The sequence below is a fragment of the Rathayibacter sp. AY1G1 genome, from assembly GCF_002932095.1.
In the GTDB taxonomy this organism is placed as follows: domain Bacteria; phylum Actinomycetota; class Actinomycetes; order Actinomycetales; family Microbacteriaceae; genus Rathayibacter.
In genome coordinates, this window is sequence record NZ_PSUZ01000008.1 from 84528 (window position 1) to 109352 (window position 24825).

A 24825-nucleotide genomic window follows, 5' to 3' on the forward strand; every position below is an offset into this window, starting at 1 on the left:
CGGCACGGACACGTCCGGCCCGCAGGAGACGATCGTTCCTGCGGGCCGGACGGTGAGACGGGCCGGAGCCCGCGGTGTCGACTAGGAGTAGTCGCCCGAGATCAGGTACTGGACCTTCTTGGCGATCGACACGGCGTGGTCGGCGAAGCGCTCGTGGTAGCGGCTGGCGAGGGTCGCGTCGACGGTGTCGGCGGCCTGGCCCTTCCACGCCTCGCTGAGCACCTTGTCGAAGACGCTGACGTGCAGCTCGTCGATCTTGTCGTCCTCGTCGCGGATCTCCTCGGCGATGCGCGGGTCCTGCGAGCGGAGCAGGTCGGTCAGCTTGTGCGCGACGACCACGTCGAGGCGGCCCATCTCGACGAACGTCGGACGCAGGCTCTTGGGGACCACTTTGTCGGGGAAGCGGTAGCGCGAGAGCTGGGCGATGTGCTCGGCGATGTCGCCCATCCGCTCGAGCGACGCGCTGATGCGCAGCGCCGAGACGACGATCCGCAGGTCGCGGGCGACCGGGTTCTGCCGGGCGAGGATGTCGATCGCGAGCTCGTCGAGGCTGATGGCCAGCTCGTCGATGCGCGCGTCGCTCGCGATGACCTCCTCCGCGAGGGTGACGTCGGAGTGGTTGAACGCCTGGGTCGCCTTCTCGATGGCGATCTCGACGAGTCCGGAGATCTCGACGAGTCGTTCCTGGACCTCGGCCAGCTCCTGCTGGAAAACTTCGCGCATCTGTGTTCGACCCTCTCTACGGCGCGCGCGGACGACGGCGCCGGATCTGCGGCGAGCACCTCGCACGCCGCTGCGACTGCACTCCGTGGGCGCAGGCGCAGTCATGATGACCACGGCAGGTTAACGGACGGTGCCGGGCTTTTGAACAGTACTCGACCCCCGGAGGATCGACGGGCGTCCGGTAGGGGGACGCCCGGTGGATGGTTAGCCTGGGTCCGTGGATTCGGGCTTGATCGTGGTTCTGTCGCTCGTTCTCGGTGTCGCGATCGGGATCCTTCTGACGACCGTGCTCACGCTCGCCGCCCGCCAGGGCCGCATCGCGCAGGACGTGATCTCGGTCGGGCTCCCCGAGGGGATCGAGGCGATCATCGACGCCGTCGGCTCGCCCGCCTTCGTGACCGACCCGTCTCACAACGTGCTGAAGGCGTCCACCCGCGCCGTCGCGCTCGGCCTGGTCTCGCAGGACACGCTGCTCCACCCCGACCTCGCCGCCATCGTCGACCGCGTCCGCCGCTTCGGCGACGACATCGTCCAGGACCTCGAGCTCGCGACCAGCCCGCTCTCCGACGCCGCCGTGACGCTCGTCGTCCACGCGACCCGCCTCGGCTCCCGCTACGTCCTCGTCATCGCCGAGGACCACACCGAGGCGCGCCGGCTCGAGGCCGTCCGCCGGGACTTCGTCGCCAACATCTCCCACGAGCTGAAGACCCCGATCGGCGCCGTCGGCCTGCTCGCCGAGGCCCTCGACTCCGCCGCCGACGACCCCCAGCAGGTGCGCCGCTTCGCGCACCGGCTGACCCAGGAGTCGCACCGCCTCGCGAAGATCACCCGCGAGATCATCGAGCTCTCCCGCCTCCAGGCCGCCGACGTCGCCGGCTCCGCCGAGATCATCCGCGTCGACGACGTCGTCACGGCGGCGCTCGAGACCACCCACGTCATGGCGGAGTCGCACGACGTCACCCTGGTCAAGGGCGGGATGAAGAAGGCCTACGTCGTGGGGCAGGAGAAGATGCTCGTCTCGGCGCTGCACAACCTCCTCGCCAACGCCATCCAGTACTCGCCCGCCGGCTCCCGCGTGGGCATCGGCGTCCGCTCCACCGGCGGAGTCGTCGAGATCGCCGTCACCGACCAGGGCATCGGCATCCCGGAGGAGGACCTCGACCGGGTGTTCGAGCGCTTCTACCGCGTCGACCAGGCCCGCTCCCGCCACACCGGCGGCACCGGCCTCGGCCTCAGCATCGTCAAGCACGCCGTGCAGAACCACGGCGGCGACGTCCGCGTCTGGTCCAAGCCCGGCCGCGGCTCCACCTTCACCATCCGGCTCCCCGAAGCCGACCCCGCCCGGACGCCCTTCGCGGCGACCGCCCCGATAGGAGAACACGCGTGACCAGCATCCTGCTCGTCGAGGACGAGAGCGCCCTCAGCGAGCCCCTCAGCTACCTGCTCGAACGCGAGGGCTACGACGTCACCGTCGCCGAGGACGGCAACCGCGCCGTCGCCGCCTTCGACGAGAGCGACTACGACCTGATCCTCCTCGACCTCATGCTGCCCGGCATGCCCGGCACCGAGGTCTGCCGCGAGATCCGCACCCGCTCCTCCGTCCCGATCATCATGGTCACCGCCAAGGACTCCGAAGTGGACATCGTCGTCGGCCTGGAGCTCGGCGCGGACGACTACGTCACCAAGCCCTACTCCACCCGCGAACTGCTCGCCCGCATCCGCGCCGTCCTCCGACGCCGCACCGAGGAGCCCGGCGAGGAGCGGATCGTCGTCGCGGGCCCCGTCCGCATGGACATCGAACGCCACACGGTCGAAGTCGACGGCGTCGAGACCCCGATGCCCCTCAAGGAGTTCGAGCTCCTCGAGATGCTCCTCCGCAACGCGGGCCGCGTCCTCACCCGCGGCCAGCTCATCGACCGCGTCTGGGGGAGCGACTACTTCGGCGACACGAAGACCCTCGACGTCCACGTCAAGCGCATCCGCTCGAAGATCGAGAAGACGCCGAAGGAGCCGGTGCTCCTGGTTACTGTCCGCGGCCTCGGCTACCGCTTCGACGCTTGATCGCGGGCCCTGGCGGGGCGATCTGCGGCGTTGTCGTCGGTTGCGATACCGCTGGTATCGCGTCCTCCTCCGCCTTGCAGCTCACCCCGCCAGGACCCGCGATCAACCCTGTACTGGAGGGGTGGGGGACGAGGCCGTCGCTGCGCGACGAGCCAGGTGGGGTGGGCCGTCGCTGCGCGACGAGCCGGGCAGGGGTGTCGCTCAGGGCGTGGTGCTCGAGTGGTCGGTGTATCGAGACGCGCGCAGCCGGACGTCGCGCGAATGGTGGTCGAGTGGCCGACGGAGTCGGCGGATCGAGACCTGCGGGGACGACGAAGGGACGCCCTCCGGGGTTGACGGCCCTCGAGGGCGGAGGGGGCTACTCCGCGGTGGGAGCGTCGACGCCGGGCTCGGCGGTGGGAGTGGGGAGCGCGGTCCGGGCGGGGTCGGCCGTCGGGGTGACGGTCGGCGTCGCGGAGGGAGCGGGAGTCAGCGTCGAGTAGGCCTCGAGGGCGTTCGTCAGGACGGGGACGAGGAGCTCCTTGCCCTGCTCGGAGCCGTACTGGAAGTAGACGGGGAGCAGGCCGCCGGGAATGGTGTCGATGTCGTCCATCTGGACGGCCTCGGTGCTGTCGGGGCGGACCTCGGTACGGCCGGGGACGGCGTCGACGGTGTCGCTGGTGCGGCCCGCGGAGCCCTCGTACTGCACCTCGACGCTCAGCGCCTCATCGGTGGAGTTCACGAGCGTCACGATCAGGGTGCCGGCCTCGCCGTCGTCCGAGACGATCATCGCGTTGCGGATGGCGAGATCGCCGATCGTCGCGCCGACTCCGTCGCTCGGGTCGTAGATCTTGCGCGTCGCCTGCGGGGCGACAAGGTTGCAGCCGGCGGTAGCGAGGGCGACGCCGACCGCGAGAACGACGGATGCAGCGATACGCGCCTTCACAGGAACCTCCAGATCGTCGGCCCCGCTCGCCCCGGACAGGGCGACTTCACTGTGCACGAGCCGACACCAGGCTAGCGTAGCGAGCACCGCGGCTCCGCCCGTCCGGACTCCCGTCCCGCTCGGCGCGCATGGTAATCTGTCCGCCGCTGAAAGGACGTCGCATGCAGTTCGAGGTCGGAGAGACGGTCGTCTACCCCCATCACGGAGCCGCCACGATCGCCGAGGTGAAGACCCGGACGATCAAGGGCCAGGAGAAGACGTACCTGAAGCTCCGCGTCGCGCAGGGCGACCTCGTCATCGAGGTGCCCGCCGACAACGTCGACCTGGTCGGCGTCCGCGACGTCATCGGCCGCGATGGCGTCGAGCGCGTGTTCGAGGTCCTGCGCGCCGAGGTCGTCGAGGAGCCGACCAACTGGTCGCGCCGCTACAAGGCCAACCTCGAGAAGCTCGGGTCCGGCGACGTCGTCAAGGTCTCCGAGGTCGTCCGCGACCTCACCCGCCGCGACCGCGACCGCGGCCTCTCGGCGGGGGAGAAGAGCATGCTCGCCAAGGCCCGCCAGATCCTCGTCTCCGAGCTCGCCCTGGCCGAGAAGACCGACGAGGACGCCGCCTCCGTGCTCCTCGACGAGGTCCTCGCATCCTGAACGGTCCGGCCGGCGCGCCGACCGCGGCCGTCGTCGTCGTCGCCGCCGGCAGCGGCACGAGGCTCGGCCGCGAGCGCCCCAAGGCCTACGTCGACTGCGCGGGGAGGACGATCCTCGAGCGCAGCCTGCGCACGGTGCTGCTGCTCGCGGAGCCGGTCCAGATCGTCGTCGTGGCTCCCGCCGCCCTCCTCGAGGAGACGGCCGCTCTCGCGCACGCCGCCGGAGCCCCGGACGGCTCCGTCAGCGTCGTCGCCGGAGGCGCCAGCCGCCAGGAGTCGGTCGCTCGAGGGCTCCGGGCGCTCGGTCCGGCCGTCGAGACGGTGCTCGTGCACGACGCCGCCCGCGCCCTCACGCCCGTCGACCAGTTCGAGCGGGTGATCGCGGCGGTCCGGGAGACGCGCGGTGGAGTGATCCCGGGTCTGCCGGTTACCGACACGATCAAGCGCATCCGCGCCGACGGCGGGATCCTCGGCACGGTGGACCGCTCCGAGCTCGCCGCGGTGCAGACGCCGCAGGGCTTCCCGCGCGTGCTCCTCGACGAGGCCTACGCCTCGGCGGAGGAGGACTTCACCGACGACGCGGCGCTCCTCGCCTCGCGCGGCGGCCCCTCGATCGTCGTCGCCGGCGACCCGCTCGCCTTCAAGATCACCACCCCCTGGGACCTGGCCCGCGCCGAGCAGGTGCTCGCACCGCCGCCCGTCGTCGTCGTGCCGCGCGTCGGCATCGGCACGGACGTGCACGCCTTCGACGACGCGTCGCCGCTCTGGCTCGCCGGGCTGCACTGGCCGGGGGAGCGGGGCCTGTCCGGGCACAGCGACGGCGATCCGGTCGCCCACGCGATCTGCGACGCGCTCCTGGCGGCGGCGGGTCTCGGCGACATCGGCTCCCGCTTCGGCACGGCCGACCCGCGCTTCGCGGACGCCCACGGCGAGGTCTTTCTCCGCGCGACCCGCGAGCTGGTGGAGGCCGCCGGCTTCGCCGTCGGCAACGTCTCGGTGCAGCTCATCGGCAACCGCCCGAAGTTCTCGCCGCGGCGCGACGAGGCGCAGAGGCTGCTCTCGGAGCTGCTCGGCGCACCGGTCAGCGTCGCCGCCACCACCTCGGACGCGCTGGGCTTCACCGGCCGGGGCGAGGGGGTCGCCGCGACCGCGACGGCACTCGTCGTCCCCACCCCCGCTGTCACCCGGTAGTCCCCGGGCGGAGCCGCCGACCCGGCCGGGAGCGGTCCGCCCGGTAAACTCGCCCGCGTGACTCTGCGACTGCATGACTCGAAGGCCCAGGCCCTCGTCGATTTCGTCCCCCTCCGCGAGAACGAGGTCGGGATGTACGTCTGCGGACCCACCGTGCAGTCCTCGCCCCACATCGGGCACCTGCGCTCCGCCCTCGCCTACGACCAGCTGCGCCGCTGGCTGGCGTACCGCGGCTTCCAGGTCACCCTGGTGCGCAACGTCACCGACATCGACGACAAGATCCTCGCCATCGCCGAGGACGCGCGGCGTCGGGTGCCCGAGGGCGCGCCGGTCGAGCAGTGGTGGGCCCTCGCCTACCGCGTGGAGCTCGAGTTCACCGCCGCGTACACGGCCCTCGGCATCCTCCCGCCGACCTACGAGCCGCGCGCGACCGCGAGCATCGCCGAGATGATCACGCTCATCCAGACCCTGATCGAGCGCGGTCACGCCTACCCGGCGCCCGACGACTCCGGCGACGTCTACTTCGACACGCGGTCCTGGCCGGACTACGGCTCACTCACCCACCAGCGCCTCGAGAGCATGGAGGCGGCGACCGACGCCGACCCGCGCGGCAAGCGCGACCCGCACGACTTCGCTCTCTGGAAGGGCGCCAAGCCGGAGGAGCCCGAGTCGGCCGCCTGGGCCTCGCCGTGGGGCGCCGGCCGCCCCGGCTGGCACATCGAGTGCTCCGCGATGTCGACGAAGTACCTCGGCACCCAGTTCGACATCCACGGCGGCGGGCTCGACCTGCGCTTCCCCCACCACGAGAACGAGCTCGCCCAGTCCAGCGCCGCCGGCCACGCCTTCGCCAGCTACTGGCTGCACAACGGTCTCGTGTCCGTCATCGGCCAGAAGATGAGCAAGTCGCTCGGCAACTCGGTGTTCGCCTCCGAGCTGCTCGAGGCGGCCCGCCCGCTCGTCGTCCGCTACTACCTCGGCTCGGCCCACTACCGCTCCACCCTCGAGTTCCACGACGGGGCCCTCGAGGAGGCCGAAGCGGCGCTGGAGCGGATCGAGGGCTTCCTCGAGCGCTCCCGCCGCCGCCTCGACGGCACGCGGTTCGCCGCGCTCGGCGAGCCGGTGGTCCCGGAGGAGTTCGCCGAGGCGATGGACGACGACCTGTCCGTCCCGCAGGCCATCGGCGTCCTGCACGAGACCGTGCGCGCCGGCAACGCCGCCCTCGACGCCGAGGACCTCGGCTCCGTCTCGGCCCTGCGCACCCAGGTGCTCGCGATGGCGGCCGTGCTCGGCATCGACCCGGAGGCGCCCGAGTGGGCGCGCTCCGACGACGAACCCTCGTACCGCGCGCTCAGCGTGCTGGTCGACCGCCTGGTCGCCGAACGCCAGACCGCGCGCGAGCAGCGCGACTGGGCGAGCGCCGACCGCATCCGAACCGATCTCGCCGCGGCGGGAATCACGATCGAAGACACCCAGACGGGTGCGCATTGGAGTCTCGATGGCGAATAAGCCCGGCCGCCCCGGAGCGGTCCGAAAGAAGAGCAAGGGCAAGGCCGTCGGTTCCGGCGGTCAGGGCCGTCAGGCCCTCGAGGGCAAGAAGCCCACGCCCAAGGCCGAGGACCGGCCCTACCACCCCGCAGGCAAGGCGAAGCTCGCGCGCGAGCGCTTCGTCGCCGCAGGCGGCAAGGGCCGCCCCGGCGGAGCCCTCTCCGCGGCCGCCCGCGGACAGGGGCGCCCCGCTCCGTCGCGCAAGCCCAAGAGCGGCGACGACTTCGAGATGGTGACGGGCCGGAACTCGGTCCTCGAGGCGTTGCGCGCCAGCATCCCGGCCACCACCCTCTACCTCGCGACCCGCATCGAGATGGACGACCGGGTCAAGGAGGCGCTCAAGATCGCCACCGCCCGCGGCCTTCCCGTGCTCGAGGTCATGCGCCCGGAGCTCGACCGCCTCGCCGGCCCCGACTCCGTGCACCAGGGCCTCGTGCTGAAGGTGCCGCCCTACGAGTACGCCCACCCGAGCGACCTGCTCGAGCGCAGCGTCTCCCGCGGAGCGGTCCCCCTCCTCGTCGCCCTCGACGGCATCACCGACCCGCGCAACCTCGGAGCGATCATCCGCTCCGTCGCCGCGTTCGGCGGCCAGGGCGTCATCGTCCCGCAGCGCCGCTCCGTGGGCCTCAACTCCGCCGCCTGGAAGACCTCCGCCGGAGCCGCCGCGCGCATCCCCGTCGCGATGGCGTCCAACCTCACCGCCATGATCAAGGACTTCAAGCGCGCCGGCGTCTTCGTCATCGGACTCGACGGCGACGGCGACGTGATGCTGCCCGGCCTCGAACTCGCCGACCGGCCGCTCCTCGTCGTCGTCGGCAGCGAGGGCAAGGGCCTCTCCCGCCTCGTCACCGAGCAGTGCGACGCCGTCGTCTCCATTCCGATCAGCTCCGCCACCGAATCCCTCAACGCCGGGATCGCGGCGTCGGTCGCGCTCTACGAGATCTCCAAACTCCGCTCCGCCTCCGAGTAGCGCGGGCGCTGGCACGGCGATCTGCGGCGTTGTCGTCGGGCGCGATACCGCCGGTATCGCTTCCTCCTCCGCCTTGCAGCTCACCGCGCGGGCGCCGGCGCGGCGATCTGCCGCGTTGTCGTCGGGCGCGATACCGCCGGTATCGCTTCCTCCTCCGCCTTGCAGCTCACCACGCCGGCACCCGCGCTACGGGTCTGGATGTCAGGGGCGCCGCCTGCGGCGAGCGAGCCGGGGGAATGCGAAAAGGGCCCGTGCTGATGGCACGGGCCCTCTTGCGGTGGTGGGGGGTCAGACGTTCTTGGTCCAGTCGACGTCGGCGTCCTCGTCGGTGAGCTCGGCGTCGCCGGACTCGTCGAGGACGAGGTTCGGGAGGGTCAGCGCCTCGGTGGGAGGAGCGATGACCGTCGCCTCGTCGCGGCGGTGACGCAGGATGTCGTTCACGTAGGCGGTGACCGCCTCCGCCAGGGGGACGTCGCGCGCCTGCTGCTGCGACATGAACCATCGGTGCTCGAGCAGCTGGTGGAACATCTCGGCCGGCTCCAGGCGGCCCTTGAGATCACGGGGGATCGAGCGGATGACCGGCTCGAACACCTGCGCCAGCCACTCGTGCGCCACCATCTCCTCGTCCAGGCCCTGCTTGTCGTAGGTCGCCGTGTACGAGTCGAGGTCGTTGAGCAGGCGCCGCGCCTGGTTCTCCTGCGCGTCCAGCCCGGTGAGACGGAGCAGCCGCCGCTGGTGGTGGCCGGCGTCGACCACCTTCGGCTGGATCCGCACCGTGGACCCGGCCTCGTCGGTCTTGATCGCGAGCTCCTCGATGTCGAAGCCCAGCTCGTTCAGCCGGTTCACGCGGTCGTTGATCCGCCAGCGCTCCGAGGTCGCGAACGACTCGGCACCGGTCAGCTCCTTCCAGAGGCTGCGGTACGCCGCGACGATGCCGTCGGAGACCGTGATCGGATCGAGGTCGTCGTCGACGCGACCGCCGGCCTCGAGGTCGAGCAGCTCGCCGGCGATGTTGACGCGGGCGATCTCCAGATCGTTCTCGCGCTGGCCGTTCGAGAGGCCGCCCGAGTAGAGCTGCCCGGTCTCCGCATCGACCAGGTAGGCGGCGAAGGCGCCGGCATCGCGCCGGAAGAGGGTGTTCGAAAGGGACACGTCGCCCCAGAAGAAGCCGATCACGTGCAGGCGGACCAGGAGGAGCGCCAGCGCGTCGACCAGACGGGTCGCCGTGTCCGGCCGCAGCGTCTGCGAGAAGAGCGCCCGGTAGGGGAGCGAGAACTTGAGGTGACGGGTGACCAGCACGGCGGGCAGGGCCTCGCCCTCGTCGTCGGTGCGGTTCGTGATCACCGCGCCCGGCACCACGCACGGCACGTCGAGGCGCTGCAGCGTCTTCAGCATCTCGTACTCGCGCCGCGACATCTCGGCGGTCGTCTCCTTGACGGCGACGACGTGACCGGAGAGGTGGGCGAAACGGACCGTGTGCCGCGAGATGCCCTTCGGCAGGGCGGCGATGTACTCGTCGGGCCAGTCGTCGAGCCGCAGGTTCCACGGCAGGTCGAGCAGGGCCGGGTCGACGGTGGCCGAGGTGATGTTCAGGGAGCCGGACATGGTGCGCCGTTCGTGTCGCGTGTCGGACGGTGGGGGAGCCGCAGACGACGCTGCCGCCGCCCTGGAGGGGACGGCGGCAGCGTGCGGTGCAGGAGGAGGCTCAGGAGAGGCGCTCGCCCGACTCCGCGTCGAAGATGTGCACGCGGTGGTTCGCGGTCACGTACACGCGGTCGCCCGCGGTCGGGTGCACGCGGCCGTCGACGCGCGCGACGATGTCGGTGCGGCGGCCCTCGACCTCGGTGTGGCCGTAGAGGTAGCCGTCCGAGCCGAGCTCCTCGATGAGGTCGACCTCGATCGGCAGTCCGCCGGGCTGGGTCGAGACGGTGACGTCCTCCGGGCGCACGCCGAGCGTGACGACCTTCTGGCTCGTCTTCGCGAGCGCCTCGCGGGCGATCGGGAGGACGGTGTCGCCGAACTTGACGCCGCCGTCGGTGACGTCCGCGTGGAAGAGGTTCATCGCGGGCGAGCCGATGAAGCCGGCCACGAAGACGTTGTTCGGGTTCTCGTACAGGTCGCGGGGCGAGCCGACCTGCTGGAGGAGGCCGTCCTTGAGGACCGCGATGCGGTCGCCCATGGTGAGCGCCTCGGTCTGGTCGTGGGTGACGTAGACCGTGGTGATGCCCAGGCGGCGCTGCAGCGTGCCGATCTGGGTGCGGGTGGACACGCGGAGCTTGGCGTCGAGGTTCGACAGCGGCTCGTCCATGAGGAAGACCTGGGGCTTGCGGACGATGGCGCGGCCCATCGCGACGCGCTGGCGCTGGCCACCGGAGAGCGCCTTCGGCTTGCGGTTCAGGTAGGGCTCGAGGTCGAGCATCTTCGCGGCCTCGAGGACCCGCGCGGCGCGCTCGTCCTTGTTGACGCCGGCGATCTTGAGCGCGAAGCCCATGTTCTCGGCGACCGACATGTGCGGGTACAGCGCGTAGTTCTGGAAGACCATCGCGATGTCGCGGTCCTTCGGCGGAACGTCCGTGACGTTGCGGTCGCCGATGAGGATGCGGCCCTCGTTGACCTCCTCGAGGCCGGCGAGCATGCGCAGGGAGGTGGACTTGCCGCAGCCGGAGGGGCCGACGAGGACGAGGAACTCGCCGTCGCCCACCTCGAGGTTGAGCTTGTCGACGGAGGCACGAGTGGCCCCGGGGTAGACGCGGGACGCGTGGTCGAAAGTTACGGACGCCATTGTTCTTGCTCCTTCACCGGCAGGTACGTGCCGGACGATCCGAGTGAATGGAAGTGATGGTCATCATCGCGTGGGCGACTCCGACCAACCGTCACAGTATGCCACGGGGCCGACAGTCGTCGGTCGGGCACCGCGTATCCGTCGTTTGGAGGTTTCCCAGGGCTCGCGCGTAGGATTCCGGCGAGTCGCGCCCGGCGACCCCCTTCTTCCCCCTCTCTCATTCGGAGCGTTCTTGTCATGACCACCGGCGGAGCCAACGACCGTCTCTCGAAGAACCAGCGACGAGAGGCCGCCCGAGAGAAGGCGCGCCGCCTGCGCGAGCAGCAGAAGCGCCGCGACCGCGTGAGCCGCTTCGCCCTGCAGGGCGGGCTCGCCGCCGTCGTGATCGCGGTCGTCGTGATCGTGGTCTTCGCCGTCACCTCGAGCATCCGCCCCGCGGGCCCGGGCCCGGCGAACATGGCGAGCGACGGTGTCGTCATCGGCGAGAACATGGTCGCGCAGACGAGCGGTGCCGTCGCCGCCGACGGGACGCCCACCCCCAGCGCGCTCGACACCTCGGCCGGCACGGTCGACATCCGGGTCTACCTCGACTACCTCTGCCCCTACTGCGGCCAGTTCGAGAAGACCAACGGCGACCAGATCAAGGAGTGGGTGACCAGCGGTGCCGCGACGGTCGAGATCCACCCGATCGCCATCCTCACGACCCGCTCCAACGGAACCAAGTACTCGGAGCGCTCGGCCAACGCCGCCGCGTGCGTCGCGGACCGCTCGCCCGACTCCTTCTTCGACTTCAACTCCCTGCTGTTCGCCAACCAGCCGGCGGAGGGGACAGACGGACTCTCGGACGACCAGTTGAAGGACTACGCCTCGCAGGCGGGCGTCGAGGACACGGCGGCCGTGAACACCTGCATCGACGACCAGAGCTTCGTGAGCTGGGTCCGCGCCGCGACCGAGCGCGCCACCTCGGGTCCGCTGCCCGGCACGGACGTGCCCGCTGTCACGGGCACCCCGACCGTCCTGGTCAACGGCGAGGCGTACTCGGGCTCGCTGACCGACCCGGACGCCTTCAGCTCCTTCGTGCTCTCGGCCGCCGCCGACTCCTACTCGTCGGCGACTCCCGCGCCCACTTCCTCCGAGACCCCGGCGCCGAGTGACACGCCCGCCTCGACCGAGGCCCCCGCGTCGACCGAGACGCCCGCGTCGACCGAGACCCCCGCTCCCAGCGACGCCCCGGTCTCCACCGAGGCTCCGGCCTCCTCCGAGCCCACTCCGGCCGCCGCGGGCTGAGCCCCGGACGCGCAGGAGCCCCGCGCATGCAGAAGGCCCCGACCGCACACAGCGGTCGGGGCCTTCTTCTCTCCTGAGCCGACGACGGGACTTGAACCCGTAACCGCCCGATTACAAGTCGGGTGCGCTACCAATTGCGCCACGTCGGCAGGTGCGCTCGCGCGCCCGGCCACCCTATCGCGGGCCCCGGATCCGCCCGGATCGGGGCCCGCCGCGTCTCACGGTTCGAGGATGCTGAGGTGCCGCTCTGCGGGAACGGGACGCTTGGGGCCGCCGATCTTCCCGTCGGGACGGCCGACGTAGAGCCAGCCGAGCAGCTCCTCGCCCTTCTCGAGGCGATGCGCCTTCCGCACGGCCTTGTCGCGCGTGTAGGAGCCGGTGCGCCAGAAGACACCCCAGCCCGCCTCGTCGAGCAGCAGGCTCAGGAGGTGGGCGACGCCCGAGGCGACGGCCTCCTGCTCCCAGGCCGGCACCTTCGACTTCTTGACGCTGACCACGACGGCCAGCAGCAGGGAGGCGCGGTGCGTCTTCTCGATGTACTTCCGCGGGTCCTTCTTCGCCCCCGAGGCGACCGCGAAGCTGCGGCCGACCCGGTCGCGGGCGGCGCCGCGGATCTCGATGACCCGCCACGGGCGCAGCGAGCTGTGATCGGCGAGACGCGACGCCGCCGAGACGAACGCCGCGATCTCGTCGTGCCCCGGAGCCTCCGGCGTCACCTTCGAGCGCGATCGGCGCGCGAGGACGGCCTCGAGCACGGGGGAGGAGGACACGGTCACTCGCCCTCGGCCTGGAAGTTCAGGGCGATCGAGTTCATGCAGTAGCGGTCGCCGGTGGGCGTGCCGAAGCCGTCGGGGAAGACGTGTCCCAGGTGGGATCCGCAGTTCGCGCAGCGGACCTCGGTGCGGACCATGCCGAGGGTGCTGTCCTCGATCAGCTGGACCGCGTCCGGGTTCACGGACTCGTAGAAGCTCGGCCAGCCGCAGCCGGAGTCGAACTTGGTGCCGCTCTTGAAGAGCTCGGCGCTGCAGGCGGCACAGGTGTAGAGGCCGGAGCGGTGCTCGTCGAGCAGCTCGCCGGTCCACGGGCGCTCGGTGGCCGCTTCGCGCAGGACCGCGTACTGGTCGCGGTCGAGCTCCTCGCGCCACTCGGCGTCGGACTTGTTCACGGAATACGACGACATGGGTCTCCCTCGGAATCCTCGTCAGTGTACGGGGGCGGTCGCGCCCCTCCACCTGGTCCAACCCCCGGGGCGACGGCTCCATTCCGCCTCCGCGGGCTGTGGAGGAGACTCCCCGCCTCCATGCCGCGACACGGTCACGAGCCGTTCGGAGCGCCTCCCCGGCGGCGGCCGTGGGCCTGCCTACCCTGGAGGGATGAGCAGGACGACGGACCCGAGACCGGGCATCGGTCTGTCCGAGCGCGAGCTGCGAGTGCTCGCCTTCGAGCGCGAGTGGACGGCCCGCTCCGGGGACAAGGACGACGCGATCCGCTCCCAGTTCGGACTGTCGGCCGCCCGCTACTATCAGGTGCTCAGCGCGGTGCTCGCCTCTCCGGCCGCCCTCGCGCACGACCCGATGCTCGTCACGCGGCTGCAGCGCATCCGCGACCAGCGCGCCGGCGCCCGCGCCTCGCGACGCCTCGGGCGCCTCGAGTAGACGAGCTGCTCGAGTCCACCAACGGAAGGCCGGCCGTACCCCCGATGTCGAACACGCACCCGAGAGACCGCTTCGACGAGGTCCCGGCGACGGAGGCGCGCGTCGGCGCCCACCGCCGGCCGCCGGCCCCTCACGCCCGCGGCGTCGCGCTCGCCTGGGCCGCGCTCGCCACCGGGGTCATCGTCCTGCTCGGCTTCATCGGGCTGCTGGTCATCGACGACCGGGTGCAGTTCACGGACGTGTTCACTCCGCCCACCGCGACCGCGGAGGCGGCTCCGACCGCTGCCGCGACGCTCGATCCCGAGCTCGCCGTCGCCGTCCTCAACGGCACCGCCACCGTCGGACTCGCCGCCAGCGCCGGCGACGCCCTGACGACGGCCGGCTGGAGCGTCCCGACCGTCGCGAACGCGAACACCGAGGACATCGCCGCCACGACCGTCTACTTCACCGACCCGGCGCTCGAGGGAGCGGCCCTCGGTCTCGTCGACTCGCTCGGAACGGGGACCGTCCTGCTCTCGCAGGACTTCGTCGAGACGGGCTCCGTCGTCGTGGTCCTGGGGGCCGATTACGCGTCCGAGCAGGGCTGATCGGGGCCCTCTGTTACGGGCACGTTTCCTCCGTGTTGAATCCCGGGCAACTCTTCCCCGCGAGGCCCTTTCCAGCCCCTCCCGGGGCCGATAGCCGGATTAGTATTCCTGACCAGGCACCAGCACATCGCTCGTGCCGCGGGCATCACAGCACTGGGGAGTACAGAGATGGCGAACGGAACCGTCAAGTGGTTCAACGCTGAGAAGGGCTACGGCTTCATCACGGTCGACGGCGGCGGACAGGACGTCTTCGTCCACTACTCCGCGATCGACATGTCGGGGTACAAGGTCCTCGAGGAGGGGCAGCAGGTCGCGTTCGAGGTCGGCACGGGGTCGAAGGGCCCCCAGGCCGAAGCGGTCCGCCCGGCCTGACCGCCGAGCCTCCCGGGAGCCGTCGTCCGCCTCGTGCGGGCGGCGGCTCCTTCGTGTCGGAGCGCGTGCCGGTCGCTTGCACTCGTCCACCGCGAGTGCCAGAATCGACCTTGGCACTCGCTCCGGTCGAGTGCCAGCACAGACATTTCACGACGTCCGGGAGGGACGAGAAACACACATGGCCAAGATCATTGCTTTTGACGAAGAAGCCCGCCGCGGCCTCGAGCGTGGACTCAACACTCTGGCCGACGCGGTCAAGGTGACCCTCGGCCCGCGCGGCCGCAACGTCGTCCTCGAGAAGAAGTGGGGCGCTCCCACCATCACGAACGACGGCGTCTCCATCGCCAAGGAGATCGAGCTCGACGAGCCGTACGAGAAGATCGGCGCCGAGCTCGTCAAGGAGGTCGCCAAGAAGACCGACGACGTCGCCGGCGACGGAACCACCACCGCGACCGTCCTCGCTCAGGCGCTCGTCCGCGAGGGCCTGCGCAACGTCGCGGCCGGCGCCGACCCGATCAGCCTCAAGAAGGGCATCGAGAAGGCCGTCAAGGCCGTCACCGCCGAGCTCATCGCCGGCGCGAAGGCGATCGAGACCAAGGAGGAGATCGCGGCGACCGCCTCCATCTCCGCTGCGGACCCCGAGATCGGCGCGATCATCGCCGAGGCGATCGACAAGGTCGGCAAGGAGGGCGTCGTCACCGTCGAGGAGTCGAACACCTTCGGCACCGAGCTCGAGCTCACCGAGGGCATGCGCTTCGACAAGGGCTACCTGTCGCAGTACTTCGTGACCGACCCCGACCGTCAGGAGGCGGTGTTCGAGGACCCCTACATCCTCATCGTCAACTCCAAGGTCTCGAACATCAAGGACCTGCTCCCGGTCGTCGACAAGGTGATCCAGGCGGGCAAGCAGCTGCTGATCATCGCCGAGGACGTCGACGGCGAGGCGCTGGCGACCCTGGTCGTCAACAAGATCCGCGGCATCTTCAAGTCGGTCGCCGTCAAGGCCCCCGGCTTCGGCGACCGTCGCAAGGCGCAGCTCCAGGACATCGCGATCCTCACCGGCGGCCAGGTCATCTCCGAGGAGGTCGGCCTCAAGCTCGAGAACGTCACCCTCGACCTGCTCGGCTCGGCCCGCAAGGTCGTCATCACCAAGGACGAGACCACGATCGTCGAGGGTGCCGGCGACGCCGAGGCCATCGCCGGCCGCGTCGCGCAGATCCGCGGCGAGATCGAGAACACCGACAGCGACTACGACCGCGAGAAGCTCCAGGAGCGCCTCGCGAAGCTCGCCGGCGGCGTCGCGGTCATCAAGGCCGGAGCGGCGACCGAGGTCGAGCTCAAGGAGCGCAAGCACCGCATCGAGGACGCCGTCCGCAACGCGAAGGCCGCCGTCGAGGAGGGCATCGTCGCCGGTGGTGGCGTCGCCCTCATCCAGGCCGGCAAGCTCGCCTTCGAGAAGCTCGAGCTCGTCGGAGACGAGGCGACCGGCGCGAACATCGTCAAGGTCGCCATCGACGCCCCGCTCAAGCAGATCGCCCTCAACGCGGGCATGGAGCCCGGCGTCGTCGCTGCGAAGGTCCGCGAGCTGCCCACCGGACACGGCCTCAACGCCGCGACCGGCGAGTACGTCGACCTCATCGCCGCGGGCATCATCGACCCGGTCAAGGTCACGCGCTCCGCTCTGCAGAACGCGGCGTCGATCGCCGGTCTCTTCCTCACCACGGAGGCCGTCGTCGCCGACAAGCCCGAGAAGAACCCGGTCGCCGCGGGCGGCGACCCCACCGGAGGCATGGACTTCTAGTCCGTCCCCCCACCACGCAGAAGGCGGTTCCCCTCCGGGGGAGCCGCCTTCGGCGTTTCCGGAGGCATCTGAGCGAGCAGCAGGCGACCGAACCGGCAGGTGGTTCTGAATCCGCTCCGCGACCACAACGGCGGTCCTCCTGCGGTGGCACCGCACTCCGCGCCGCCTCGGTCTCCTCAGCGGACACCGGCACCAGAAGCGCGTGGGGTGCGCCGGTGCGGGTCGCGACGTACGGGGTCGGGGCGGAGATGTCGTCGGCCGAACGGATGCGGACGGCGACTCTGCAAGAGCCGGCGACGCGGCATCCGTCGAGCGTCGGGTGTCATCTCCAGCGGTCCGGGCGGGCTCGCCGCCCGTTGGTCCCCAAGAGGAGAGAGTGAGCCGTGCGCGGCCGTGCGCGGCCGTGCGGGCCGGGTGGGCGAGGTCACGGTCGCTCGGGCGGATCGATCTGTGCCGCTCGCGGACGTCGACGGGAGAGCTCGGACCGAAGGGGCCCCCGAGGAAGGACGGACCGCGGTGCGGATCAGACCGAGGCGGGGGAGGTCTCGCCGTTCTGGCCGACCGTGAGCAGCGGCAGCGCGACGCGGAAGGTCGCGCCTCCGCCCGGCGTCTCGACGACGTCCACGCGGCCCTTGTGCGCGGCGACGATCGAGGACACGATCGCCAGTCCGAGGCCGCTGCCGCCGGTCTCGCGGGTCCGCGACGTGTCCGCGCGCCAGAAGCGCTGGAAGATCTTCTCGCGGATCTGCGGCGGGATGCCCTCGCCGTGGTCGATGACCTCCAGCAGGGCGAGGCGGCGGGAGCGGTCGACGGCGACGCCGATCTCGATCGGAGTGTCCTCGGGCGTGTAGCGGACGGCGTTGCCGATCAGGTTCGTCAGGACCTGGCGGATCTTGTTCTCCTCCGCCATCACCATCGCGGGCACGCCCGGCTCCTCGGGGGCGGTGGCGGTGCCGGCGGCGATCTCCTCGGCGTTGACCCGGCGCGGACGCCGGCGGAATCGGGCGAGCCTCGCTCCTGCCGCGGCGATCGGGCCGGTGAGCCCGGGGTTCGTCAGCTCCATGGTCTGAGTGGCGGAGGCGCCGGCCTCGTCGGGCTCGAGCGCGGGCGTCTCCACGGGGGTGTCGTCGCGGGTCTCGACGCCGAAGTCGCGGTCGGGCCAGGAGGCCATCGCGTCCATCGCGGCGTCGCGGGCGAGCGGCATCAGATCGACGGGCGCGAGTGCGAGAGGCTTCGTCTCGTCGAGGCGGGCGAGCTCGAGGAGGTCCTCGACCAGGCCGCCCATCCGGATCGCCTCCTTCTCGATGCGCTCCATCGCCTGGCCGACGGCCTCGGGCGTCTGCAGAGCGCCCATCCGGTACAGCTCGGCGTAGCCGCGGACGGAGACCAGCGGGGTGCGCAGCTCGTGGCTGGCGTCGCCGACGAAGCGGCGCATCTGGTCGATCGTGCGGGCGCGGTCGCGGAAGGCGGAGTCGATCCGCCCGAGCATCGCGTTCAGGGAGCGGTTGAGGCGTCCGACCTCGGTGTTGGGTGTCGTGCCGTCCAGGCGCTGGCTGAAGTCGCCGTCGGCGATGGCGGCGGCGGTCTGCTCGACCTCGCGCAGCGGGGCGAAGGTGGTGGTGACCAGCAGGCGGGTGAGGAGTGCGCCGATCACGACGATCGCGACTCCGAAGCCGAGGAAGATCGTGAGGTACGTCGTCATGATGACGTCGACGCTGCGGGTCGACACCGCGAGCAGGAGCGTCTGGTACTCGGTGCCCCTCGTGAACACCGTCGACATGACGTGGTACTCGACCTTGCCGTTGGAGCTCCAGATCTCCATCGGCTTGTCGCCGCCCTGCAGCGCCTGCTCGAGGGTGAAGGTCTGCGGGAAGGCGGGGTCGGCCGCGCCGGACGCGTTCGTGTTGTCGAGCGTGCCGTACTGGTCGTAGACGGCGCCGAAGTCGGCCTTGGACTCGTCGATCGCGGCGAGGTCGTTGACGGAGAGGTCGCTCGCCGTCCGCTGGACCTGGTCGGCCAGCTGCGCGTCGAGCTGGGCGACGAGCTGCGGCTTCAGCATCGTCATCGTCCCGATCCCGGAGACGAGGAGTCCCAGCGTGAGCAGGAGGACCGTGACCGCGGTGATCTTGGTGCGCAACGAAATCGAGTTCCACCGCTCGGCCAGACCCTGGTGCATGGCGGTGGAACTCCCTCGGGATCGGCGGGCGCCGCGCCTCCGGCGGGAGGTGGCGCCGAGGTGGCGGAGGCTAGGCCTTCGCGACCTTCAGCATGTATCCGAATCCTCGCTTGGTCTGGATGAGCGATTCCTCCGAATGCGTGTCGAGCTTACGTCGCAGGTACGAGATGTAGGACTCGACGATGCCCGCATCGCCGTTGAAGTCGTACTCCCAGACGTGGTCGAGGATCTGCGCCTTGCTGAGCACCCGGTTCGGGTTGAGCATCAGGTAGCGGAGCAGCTTGAACTCGGTGGGGCTGAGCTCCACCGGCTCGTCGCCGACGAGGACCTCGTGCGTGTCCTGGTCCATCGTCAGCTCGCCGGCCCGGATGACGGCGTCCTCCTCGGCGTGCATGGTGCGGCGGAGGATCGCCTTGATGCGCGCGACGATCTCGTCGAGGCTGAACGGCTTCGTGACGTAGTCGTCACCGCCGACGGTGAGGCCCGTGATCTTGTCCTCGGTGTCGTCCTTCGCCGTGAGGAAGAGGATGGGGGAGGTGTACCCGGCCGAGCGGAGGCGCTTGGTCACGCCGAATCCGTTCATGTCCGGGAGCATCACGTCGAGGATGATCAGGTCCGGCTCCTCCTCGAGGACCGCCGAGATCGCCTGGGCCCCGTTGCCGACCGCACGCACGGCGAAGCCGGCGAAGCGGAGGCTCGTGGTGAGCAGGTCTCTGATGTTGGGCTCGTCGTCGACGATGAGAATGCGGGGTCCGTCCATGCAGGACAGTATCTGGCCGTCGGCTGTACGGAGTCTGGGAGTCGGTTGTCCGGGCGCTCGGTGCCGGCTCGGCGGCGGGGAACGCCGGATCGGAGGCGGTGCGGCAGGAGGAGAGCGCGTCCGATCAGGACTGCGCGCGGCGGCGCCGGACCCCCACGATGAGCATCGCGATCATCATGAGGAACGCGATGGGCAGGCCCACCAGCGGCACGGCGAAGACGAACTGCCAGAACGGGCCGGCGTACTCGCGGATCCCGAGCGCGGGGGCGACCAGGATCGCGAGGAACGCGAGGACCGTCACGACGATGATCGCGATGAACATGTAGGCGAGCGTGCGCTCCGCGCGTCCGACGCCCGCCGGCTCCTGTGGCTTCACCCGTCAAGGATAGGGCGGCCCCGGTCGACTAAACTGATGGCTGCTTCATTTCCAGGAGGGGTCTGCATGCCTACCGGCAAGGTCAAGTTCTACGACGAGGAGAAGGGCTTCGGCTTCATCAGCACTGATGACGGCCAGGAGGTCTTCCTGCACGCTTCCGCGCTGCCCTCCGGGACCGCGGTCAAGGCCGGCACCCGCCTCGAGTTCGGCATCGCCGACGGCAAGCGCGGGGCGCAGGCGCTCTCGGCGCGCGTCCTCGACGCCCCGCCGAGCCTGGTGAAGCTCAACCGGAAGTCCGCGGACGACATGTCCGTGATCGTGGAGGACACGGTCAAGCTGCTCGACGGGATCGGCGCCGGGCTCAAGCGCGGCCGCTACCCCGACAAGGCCCACGGGCGCACGATCGCGGCGCTCCTGCGCCGGGTTGCGGACGAGCTGGATGCCTGACGCCGACGGCACGACCGACGAGCAGCGCCCGGTCGAGGAGACCGTCGCCGCTCCGACCACGGAGGACGCTCGCGTGGAGCAGTCCTCGGAAGAGGGCGACTCCGGCGAGCCGGACACGACTCCTGCCGAGGAGGACTCCTCCGCCGAGGACGCGAGCGGAGCCGACGAGGAGATCGCCGCTGACGAGGCGGCTCCTGTCGACGAGGCTCCCTCCGGCGAGGGTGAGAGCGACGCCGCCCTCCCGGTGACCGAGGCTCCTGGCGAGGACTCCGCCTCTGCGGAGGAGACTCCTCCGGCCGACGATGTCGCCGCTGAGGCGGGGGCTCCCGGCGCGGACACGGCTTCTGCTGCAGTGCCGGCTCCTGCTGAGGACGCGGCCACTGCTGACGATGCGGTTCCTGCTGACGACGCGGGAACATCTGAGGACTCGGCTCCTGCTCAGGACATGGCTCCTGCTGACGACTTGACTCCTGCTGAGGATGCGGCTCCTGCTGAGGATGCGGCTCCTGCTGAGGATGCGGCTCCTGCTGAGGATGCGGCTCCTGCTGAGGATGCGACTTCTGCGGAGGATTCCGGCCCCGTCGCCGACGACCGTTCCGAGGCCGACGACGACGCTTCCACGGGGGAGGCGGACGAGGCCGCCGCGGACGAGGCTCCCGAGCCCGTCTACGAGGCGGACGCCGTGCTCGCGGGGTCTCTCGATGTCGCTCGCGCCGCGCTCGCCGAGATCGCCCCCGAGGGGACGATCGGCGAGCTGGTCACGACTCTGGCGCAGGGCGAGCACGTCGTGTCGCTGCAGTTCGCGAACCTCATGCGCGGGTACCCGGGTTGGCTGTGGACGGCGACGCTGTCCCGGATCGACGAGACCGAGGACGTGAACGTCCTGGAGGTCGAGCTGCTGCCGGGTGAGGGCGCGGTCCTCGCTCCGGACTGGGTGCCGTGGTCCGTGCGTCTCGCCGACTACCAGACCGCGCAGGACGCGCTCGGCGAGGAGGTCGAGGACGCGGACGACGACGAGCTCGAGGACGCCGAGGAAGACGACCTCGACGACGAGTCGGACGACGACTCCGACGAGGACGAGGACTCGGACGAGGACGAGGACTCGGGCGACGACTCGGATGACGACGAAGACTCGGACGACGAGGACTCGGACGAGGACGACTCCGACGACGACGACGACCCGGACGACGACTCCGACGACGAGGACTCCGACGACGTCGAGCCCGAACCCGCTCCCGCCCCCGCCACCCGTCGCCGTCGCCGTCGCCGCTGATCCGGTCCGGCGCCGCCCGATGAGCATCGACTCCGACACCCGCATCGCCTATCCCGACGGCACCGTGCGCTCCTCCGGGCGCGTGCAGCACGTGGGCCGGCTGCAGGACGGCCGCTTGGCGGTCGTCCTCGATGCGACCTCCGCTCACCCCGTCGACCCGACCTGGCCCGACCAGGGGCCCGACCGCGGTGCGCTGGTCGTGGCGCGGGAGCGGCTTCCCCTCATCGACTGCCTCATCGGGGCGTGGCAGGGCGGCGAGCTGCACGTCGGCGAGCGGCTCCCGGCGCGGCTCGGCACTCCGGAGTGGAGCTTCGTCGTCGTCCACATCGTCGACGACGCCTCCTCACTCCACGTGGACGACGAGGTCGACGTCGAGGTCGACACGGAGCACCGGCACGAGCTCTCCCGTGGGCACACCGCCTGCCACCTCGCCTCCCTCGCCCTGAACGCCGCTCTGGCCTCGTTCTGGTCGAAGCCGGCGCGCACCGACGCTCTCGGGAACCCGGACTTCGACCAGGCGGCGATCCAGACCTCGCGGATCCGCGAGTCCGGCTCCACCGACGTTTACCGCCTCGGCAAGTCCCTCCGACGCAGCGGGATGGACACCGCCCGCCTGCTGGCGGAGATCCTCGAGGTGCAGGAGCGGGTGAACGCCCTCCTCGCCGAGTGGATCGCCTCGGACGCGGAGGTGCGCATCGAGCGCGACGACGACCTCCTCAGCACGCGGCGGACCTGGCGTTGCACCCTCCCCGCGGGGGACGCCGCGATCGCTTGCGGCGGCACCCACGTCGAGCGCCTCGGCGAGTTCACCGGCCTGCGCGTCCGTCTCGAGCCCGAGGCCGACGGCACCGGACTCCGGATGGAGACCGACGCGGTCTAGCGGCGGTTGCGGCTGTAGAACAGCCCGATCGTGCCGAGGACCAGTCCGATCACGACGGTCGACAGAACGACCGGCTCGATGACGGCTCCGACGGCCGTCGCCACGAGCACGGCCACGAGCGCGACCGCCCAGACGGCGCACCCGACCAGCAGAGCCGTCGCGTCGTCGCTCGCGTAGGGCGGCGGCGCGGGCCGCCGCTCCTCCTCGCGCAGCCACAGCCGCATGGCGTGCCTCAGACCGCCAGGCGCTCGAGGACGTGGTCGATGCAGCCGAGCAGCGAGCGGACGTCGTCCGGCTCGATCGCGACGAACGTCGCCACGCGCAGCTGGTTGCGGCCGAGCTTGCGGTACGGCTCCGTGTCGACGATCCCGTTCGCGCGGAGGATCTTCGCGACGAGAGCGGCATCGACGGAGGCGTCGAAGTCGACGGTCGCGACGACCTGGGAGCGGTGCTCGGGCACCTCGACGAACGGGGTGGCGAGGCTCGAGGCCTCGGCCCAGTCGTAGATCGTGGAGGAGGACTCAGCCGTGCGCGCCGACGCCCAGGCCAGGCCGCCCGAGGCGTTCATCCACTCGAGCTGCGACTCCATCAGCAGGAGGGTCGAGAGCGCCGGAGTGTTCAGCGTCTGGTTCAGGCGCGAGTTGTCGACGGCGTTCTTGAGGCTCAGGAACTCGGGGATGTAGCGGCCGCTCGCCGCGATGCGCTCGATCCGCTCGATCGCGGCGGGGGAGAAGAGGCCGAACCAGAGTCCGCCGTCGGAGGCGAAGTTCTTCTGCGGGGCGAAGTAGTAGACGTCGGCCTCGGCGATGTCGACGTCGATGCCGCCCGCCGCGCTGGTGGCATCGATGACGGTGAGCGCGCCCTCGTCGCCGCGGACCCGGCGGACCGGGGCCATCACTCCGGTGCTCGTCTCGTTGTGGGGCCACGCGTACACGTCGATCCCCTCGACGATCTCGACCTCGCTCCGGGACCCAGCGGGGGCGGAGACGACGTGGGCCGGCTCGAGGAACGGCGCGGAGGCGGCGGCCGCGAACTTCTGGCCGAACTCGCCGAACGTGAGGTTCTCGGCGCGGCGCTCGATGAGGGAGAAGGCGGCGGCGTCCCAGAAGGCGGTCGAGCCGCCGTTGCCCAGCAGGACCTCGTAGCCGTCGGGGATGCGGAACAGCGTGGCGAGGTGCTCGCGCACGCGCCCGACGAGGTCCTTGACGGGCGCCTGGCGGTGCGAGGTCCCGAGGAGGTGCGCGCCCTGCGTCGCGAGGTGGGCGAGCTGGTCGTGCCGCACCTTGGACGGGCCGCAGCCGAACCGTCCGTCGTGGGGGAGCAGCTCGCGAGGAATGGTGAGGTCCGGCATGCGTTAATACTAGGGTTCCCGGCCCGCACCCCTCCTCCGAGCGACGGAGGCCTGCGTCGCGCCGCAGCGCCGATGCTGCGTCGAGGCGACCACTAGGGTGGAGCGCGCCGAGACGGGAAGGCTGAGATGACGGATCTGATCGACACCACCGAGATGTACCTGCGCACCATCCTCGAGCTCGAGGAGGAGAACATCATCCCGCTGCGCGCGCGCATCTCGGAGCGGCTCAGCCACTCCGGGCCGACCGTGTCGCAGACCGTCGGTCGCATGGAGCGCGACGGCCTCGTCGTCGTCTCGGGCGACCGCCACCTCGAGCTCACCTCCGACGGCCGCCGCAAGGCGATCCACGTCATGCGCAAGCACCGCCTCGCCGAGCGGCTCCTCCACGACGTCATCAAGCTCGACTGGGAGTTCGTGCACGAGGAGGCCTGCCGCTGGGAGCACGTGATGAGCGAGCAGGTCGAGCGCCGTCTCCTCGAGATGCTCGACCACCCGACGGAGTCGCCCTACGGCAATCCGATCCCGGGCCTGGACGAGCTCGGCGACACCCCCGCCTCCCGCTTCGCCGACGGCGTCATCAGCCTGCCGCGCTTCGTCGCGGGGTCGAGCGAGCCCCGCCGCGGCGTCGTCCGACGCCTCGGCGAGCCGGCGCAGGTCGATCCGGAGCTCCTCCTCCAGCTCAAGCAGGCCGGCGTCGTCCCCGGTGCCGAGGGCGAGTTCTCGGCCCTCAACGGCTACGTGCTCGCTCGCATCGACGGCGCCGAGGCGGGCATCGAGCTGCCGAACGAGGTCGCGGCGCACATCTTCCTCGTCGTCTGACCCGCGTCTCCCTGGGAGCGGCCCGTACGGCCCCCTTACCGCATCCGGTGACCGGAGGCGAACGGGAGAGCGGTCTCTTCCCGCCGAGAAGGTGACAAATCGGTAACGGTCGCTTACGCTCTGTGGAGCCCTGCGGCCGAGCCTCGGTCCCAGGGCGCGGGATCCGACGCCCCCACACCCGTCTCGGATCCTGTGCACACC

Annotated in this window: 26 protein-coding genes and 1 tRNA gene; 15 read left to right on the plus strand and 12 right to left on the minus strand. The window is 70.8% G+C overall.

Features of this window, described 5'->3' with window-relative positions:
* Positions 1 to 81: 81 nt before the first annotated feature.
* On the minus strand, positions 82 to 723 hold the full coding sequence (phoU, locus tag C5C36_RS06255; protein ID WP_104224693.1) for a phosphate signaling complex protein PhoU: 642 nt from the start codon (positions 721 to 723) through the stop codon (positions 82 to 84).
* A gap of 217 nt (positions 724 to 940) precedes the next feature.
* Between phoU and C5C36_RS06260 the strand changes: the two genes are divergently transcribed.
* Together C5C36_RS06260 and C5C36_RS06265 are read left to right on the plus strand one after the other, a co-directional pair.
* Entirely contained in the window at positions 941 to 2110 is a 1170-nt protein-coding gene (locus tag C5C36_RS06260; protein ID WP_104224692.1) for a cell wall metabolism sensor histidine kinase WalK, read from the plus strand.
* Positions 2107 to 2784 (plus strand): response regulator transcription factor, encoded by a 678-nt coding sequence (locus C5C36_RS06265; protein WP_104261014.1) that lies wholly within the window; start codon positions 2107 to 2109, stop codon positions 2782 to 2784. The genes C5C36_RS06260 and C5C36_RS06265 overlap by 4 nt, the downstream gene beginning before the upstream one ends.
* Before the next feature lie 358 nt (positions 2785 to 3142).
* Here C5C36_RS06265 and C5C36_RS06270 read toward each other — a convergent pair whose 3' ends face one another.
* Complete coding sequence (locus C5C36_RS06270) at positions 3143 to 3709, minus strand: hypothetical protein (RefSeq protein WP_104224588.1); 567 nt, start codon at positions 3707 to 3709, stop codon at positions 3143 to 3145.
* 161 nt (positions 3710 to 3870) lie between these two features.
* On the opposite strand from C5C36_RS06270, the gene C5C36_RS06275 reads away from it, so the two are divergent.
* The 4 genes from C5C36_RS06275 to rlmB are packed head-to-tail and all read left to right on the plus strand — an operon-like array spanning position 3871 to position 8058.
* Positions 3871 to 4353: a CarD family transcriptional regulator gene (locus C5C36_RS06275; protein ID WP_104226484.1), complete on the plus strand. Its 483-nt coding sequence runs from the start codon at positions 3871 to 3873 to the stop codon at positions 4351 to 4353.
* Positions 4347 to 5543 carry a 2-C-methyl-D-erythritol 4-phosphate cytidylyltransferase gene (ispD, locus tag C5C36_RS06280; protein ID WP_104309431.1) on the plus strand — a complete coding sequence of 399 codons (1197 nt, stop codon included), beginning with the start codon at positions 4347 to 4349 and terminating at the stop codon, positions 5541 to 5543. Before C5C36_RS06275 ends, ispD begins: the two co-directional genes overlap by 7 nt.
* A 57-nt stretch (positions 5544 to 5600) precedes the next feature.
* Complete coding sequence (gene cysS, locus C5C36_RS06285; RefSeq protein ID WP_104258202.1) at positions 5601 to 7049, plus strand: cysteine--tRNA ligase; 1449 nt, start codon at positions 5601 to 5603, stop codon at positions 7047 to 7049.
* Positions 7039 to 8058: a 23S rRNA (guanosine(2251)-2'-O)-methyltransferase RlmB gene (rlmB, locus tag C5C36_RS06290; protein WP_104224591.1), complete on the plus strand. Its 1020-nt coding sequence runs from the start codon at positions 7039 to 7041 to the stop codon at positions 8056 to 8058. The genes cysS and rlmB overlap by 11 nt, the downstream gene beginning before the upstream one ends.
* Positions 8059 to 8346: 288 nt before the next feature.
* On the opposite strand, the gene C5C36_RS06295 is transcribed toward rlmB, so the two are convergent.
* Together C5C36_RS06295 and C5C36_RS06300 are read right to left on the minus strand one after the other, a co-directional pair.
* Entirely contained in the window at positions 8347 to 9663 is a 1317-nt protein-coding gene (locus C5C36_RS06295) for a DUF4032 domain-containing protein (RefSeq protein ID WP_104226481.1), read from the minus strand.
* 100 nt (positions 9664 to 9763) lie between these two features.
* Positions 9764 to 10840 (minus strand): ABC transporter ATP-binding protein, encoded by a 1077-nt coding sequence (locus tag C5C36_RS06300; protein WP_104224593.1) that lies wholly within the window; start codon positions 10838 to 10840, stop codon positions 9764 to 9766.
* 237 nt (positions 10841 to 11077) lie between these two features.
* Between C5C36_RS06300 and C5C36_RS06305 the strand changes: the two genes are divergently transcribed.
* Positions 11078 to 12127, plus strand: a complete 1050-nt coding sequence (locus C5C36_RS06305; protein ID WP_104224594.1) for a thioredoxin domain-containing protein — start codon at positions 11078 to 11080, stop codon at positions 12125 to 12127.
* Positions 12128 to 12203: 76 nt separating this feature from the next.
* Here the strand turns inward: C5C36_RS06305 and C5C36_RS06310 are convergent.
* The 3 genes from C5C36_RS06310 to msrB all read right to left on the minus strand — a co-directional run bounded on the left by C5C36_RS06310 (position 12204) and on the right by msrB (position 13307).
* Positions 12204 to 12276, minus strand: a tRNA-Thr gene (locus C5C36_RS06310).
* Positions 12277 to 12345: 69 nt separating this feature from the next.
* On the minus strand, positions 12346 to 12903 hold the full coding sequence (locus C5C36_RS06315; RefSeq protein ID WP_104309425.1) for a nitroreductase family protein: 558 nt from the start codon (positions 12901 to 12903) through the stop codon (positions 12346 to 12348).
* Positions 12900 to 13307: a peptide-methionine (R)-S-oxide reductase MsrB gene (gene msrB / locus C5C36_RS06320; RefSeq protein WP_104224596.1), complete on the minus strand. Its 408-nt coding sequence runs from the start codon at positions 13305 to 13307 to the stop codon at positions 12900 to 12902. The genes C5C36_RS06315 and msrB overlap by 4 nt, the downstream gene beginning before the upstream one ends.
* Positions 13308 to 13500: 193 nt before the next feature.
* Between msrB and C5C36_RS06325 the strand changes: the two genes are divergently transcribed.
* The 4 genes from C5C36_RS06325 (at position 13501) to groL (ending at position 16542) form a co-directional block, all read left to right on the plus strand.
* Positions 13501 to 13782: a DUF3263 domain-containing protein gene (locus C5C36_RS06325; protein WP_104226479.1), complete on the plus strand. Its 282-nt coding sequence runs from the start codon at positions 13501 to 13503 to the stop codon at positions 13780 to 13782.
* A 44-nt stretch (positions 13783 to 13826) separates the two neighbouring features.
* Positions 13827 to 14369 carry a LytR C-terminal domain-containing protein gene (locus C5C36_RS06330; RefSeq protein WP_104309426.1) on the plus strand — a complete coding sequence of 181 codons (543 nt, stop codon included), beginning with the start codon at positions 13827 to 13829 and terminating at the stop codon, positions 14367 to 14369.
* 168 nt (positions 14370 to 14537) lie between these two features.
* Complete coding sequence (locus C5C36_RS06335; protein WP_104309427.1) at positions 14538 to 14741, plus strand: cold-shock protein; 204 nt, start codon at positions 14538 to 14540, stop codon at positions 14739 to 14741.
* Between the two features lie 178 nt (positions 14742 to 14919).
* A complete protein-coding gene (groL, locus tag C5C36_RS06340) occupies positions 14920 to 16542 on the plus strand; it encodes a chaperonin GroEL (RefSeq protein ID WP_104224600.1) in 1623 nt (540 codons plus the stop codon).
* Between the two features lie 523 nt (positions 16543 to 17065).
* Here groL and C5C36_RS06345 read toward each other — a convergent pair.
* From C5C36_RS06345 to C5C36_RS06355, 3 genes are all read right to left on the minus strand, one after another.
* A complete protein-coding gene (locus C5C36_RS06345; RefSeq protein ID WP_104224601.1) occupies positions 17066 to 18718 on the minus strand; it encodes a HAMP domain-containing sensor histidine kinase in 1653 nt (550 codons plus the stop codon).
* A gap of 70 nt (positions 18719 to 18788) precedes the next feature.
* A complete protein-coding gene (locus C5C36_RS06350; protein ID WP_055787731.1) occupies positions 18789 to 19478 on the minus strand; it encodes a response regulator transcription factor in 690 nt (229 codons plus the stop codon).
* Positions 19479 to 19602: 124 nt separating this feature from the next.
* A complete protein-coding gene (locus C5C36_RS06355; protein ID WP_244229474.1) occupies positions 19603 to 19854 on the minus strand; it encodes a hypothetical protein in 252 nt (83 codons plus the stop codon).
* Positions 19855 to 19920: 66 nt separating this feature from the next.
* Here C5C36_RS06355 and C5C36_RS06360 point away from each other — a divergent pair, with 66 nt between their 5' ends.
* Genes C5C36_RS06360 through C5C36_RS06370 form a run of 3 tightly spaced genes read left to right on the plus strand, consistent with a single transcriptional unit; the run spans position 19921 to position 22454 of the window.
* Entirely contained in the window at positions 19921 to 20301 is a 381-nt protein-coding gene (locus C5C36_RS06360) for a cold-shock protein (protein ID WP_104224602.1), read from the plus strand.
* Positions 20294 to 21574 (plus strand): DUF3027 domain-containing protein, encoded by a 1281-nt coding sequence (locus C5C36_RS06365; protein WP_104309428.1) that lies wholly within the window; start codon positions 20294 to 20296, stop codon positions 21572 to 21574. Before C5C36_RS06360 ends, C5C36_RS06365 begins: the two co-directional genes overlap by 8 nt.
* A 19-nt stretch (positions 21575 to 21593) precedes the next feature.
* Complete coding sequence (locus C5C36_RS06370; protein WP_104263057.1) at positions 21594 to 22454, plus strand: metal-dependent hydrolase; 861 nt, start codon at positions 21594 to 21596, stop codon at positions 22452 to 22454.
* Here C5C36_RS06370 and C5C36_RS06375 read toward each other — a convergent pair.
* Entirely contained in the window at positions 22451 to 22678 is a 228-nt protein-coding gene (locus C5C36_RS06375) for a DUF2530 domain-containing protein (protein WP_104263056.1), read from the minus strand. The two genes, C5C36_RS06370 and C5C36_RS06375, sit on opposite strands and share 4 nt — an antisense overlap.
* Positions 22679 to 22686: 8 nt before the next feature.
* On the minus strand, positions 22687 to 23805 hold the full coding sequence (gene serC, locus C5C36_RS06380; RefSeq protein WP_104263055.1) for a phosphoserine transaminase: 1119 nt from the start codon (positions 23803 to 23805) through the stop codon (positions 22687 to 22689).
* 126 nt (positions 23806 to 23931) lie between these two features.
* On the opposite strand from serC, the gene C5C36_RS06385 reads away from it, so the two are divergent.
* The gene (locus C5C36_RS06385; RefSeq protein ID WP_104224606.1) at positions 23932 to 24624 is read left to right on the plus strand and encodes a metal-dependent transcriptional regulator; all 693 of its coding nucleotides are present in this window, start codon (positions 23932 to 23934) and stop codon (positions 24622 to 24624) included.
* The last annotated feature ends 201 nt before the right edge of the window (positions 24625 to 24825 follow it).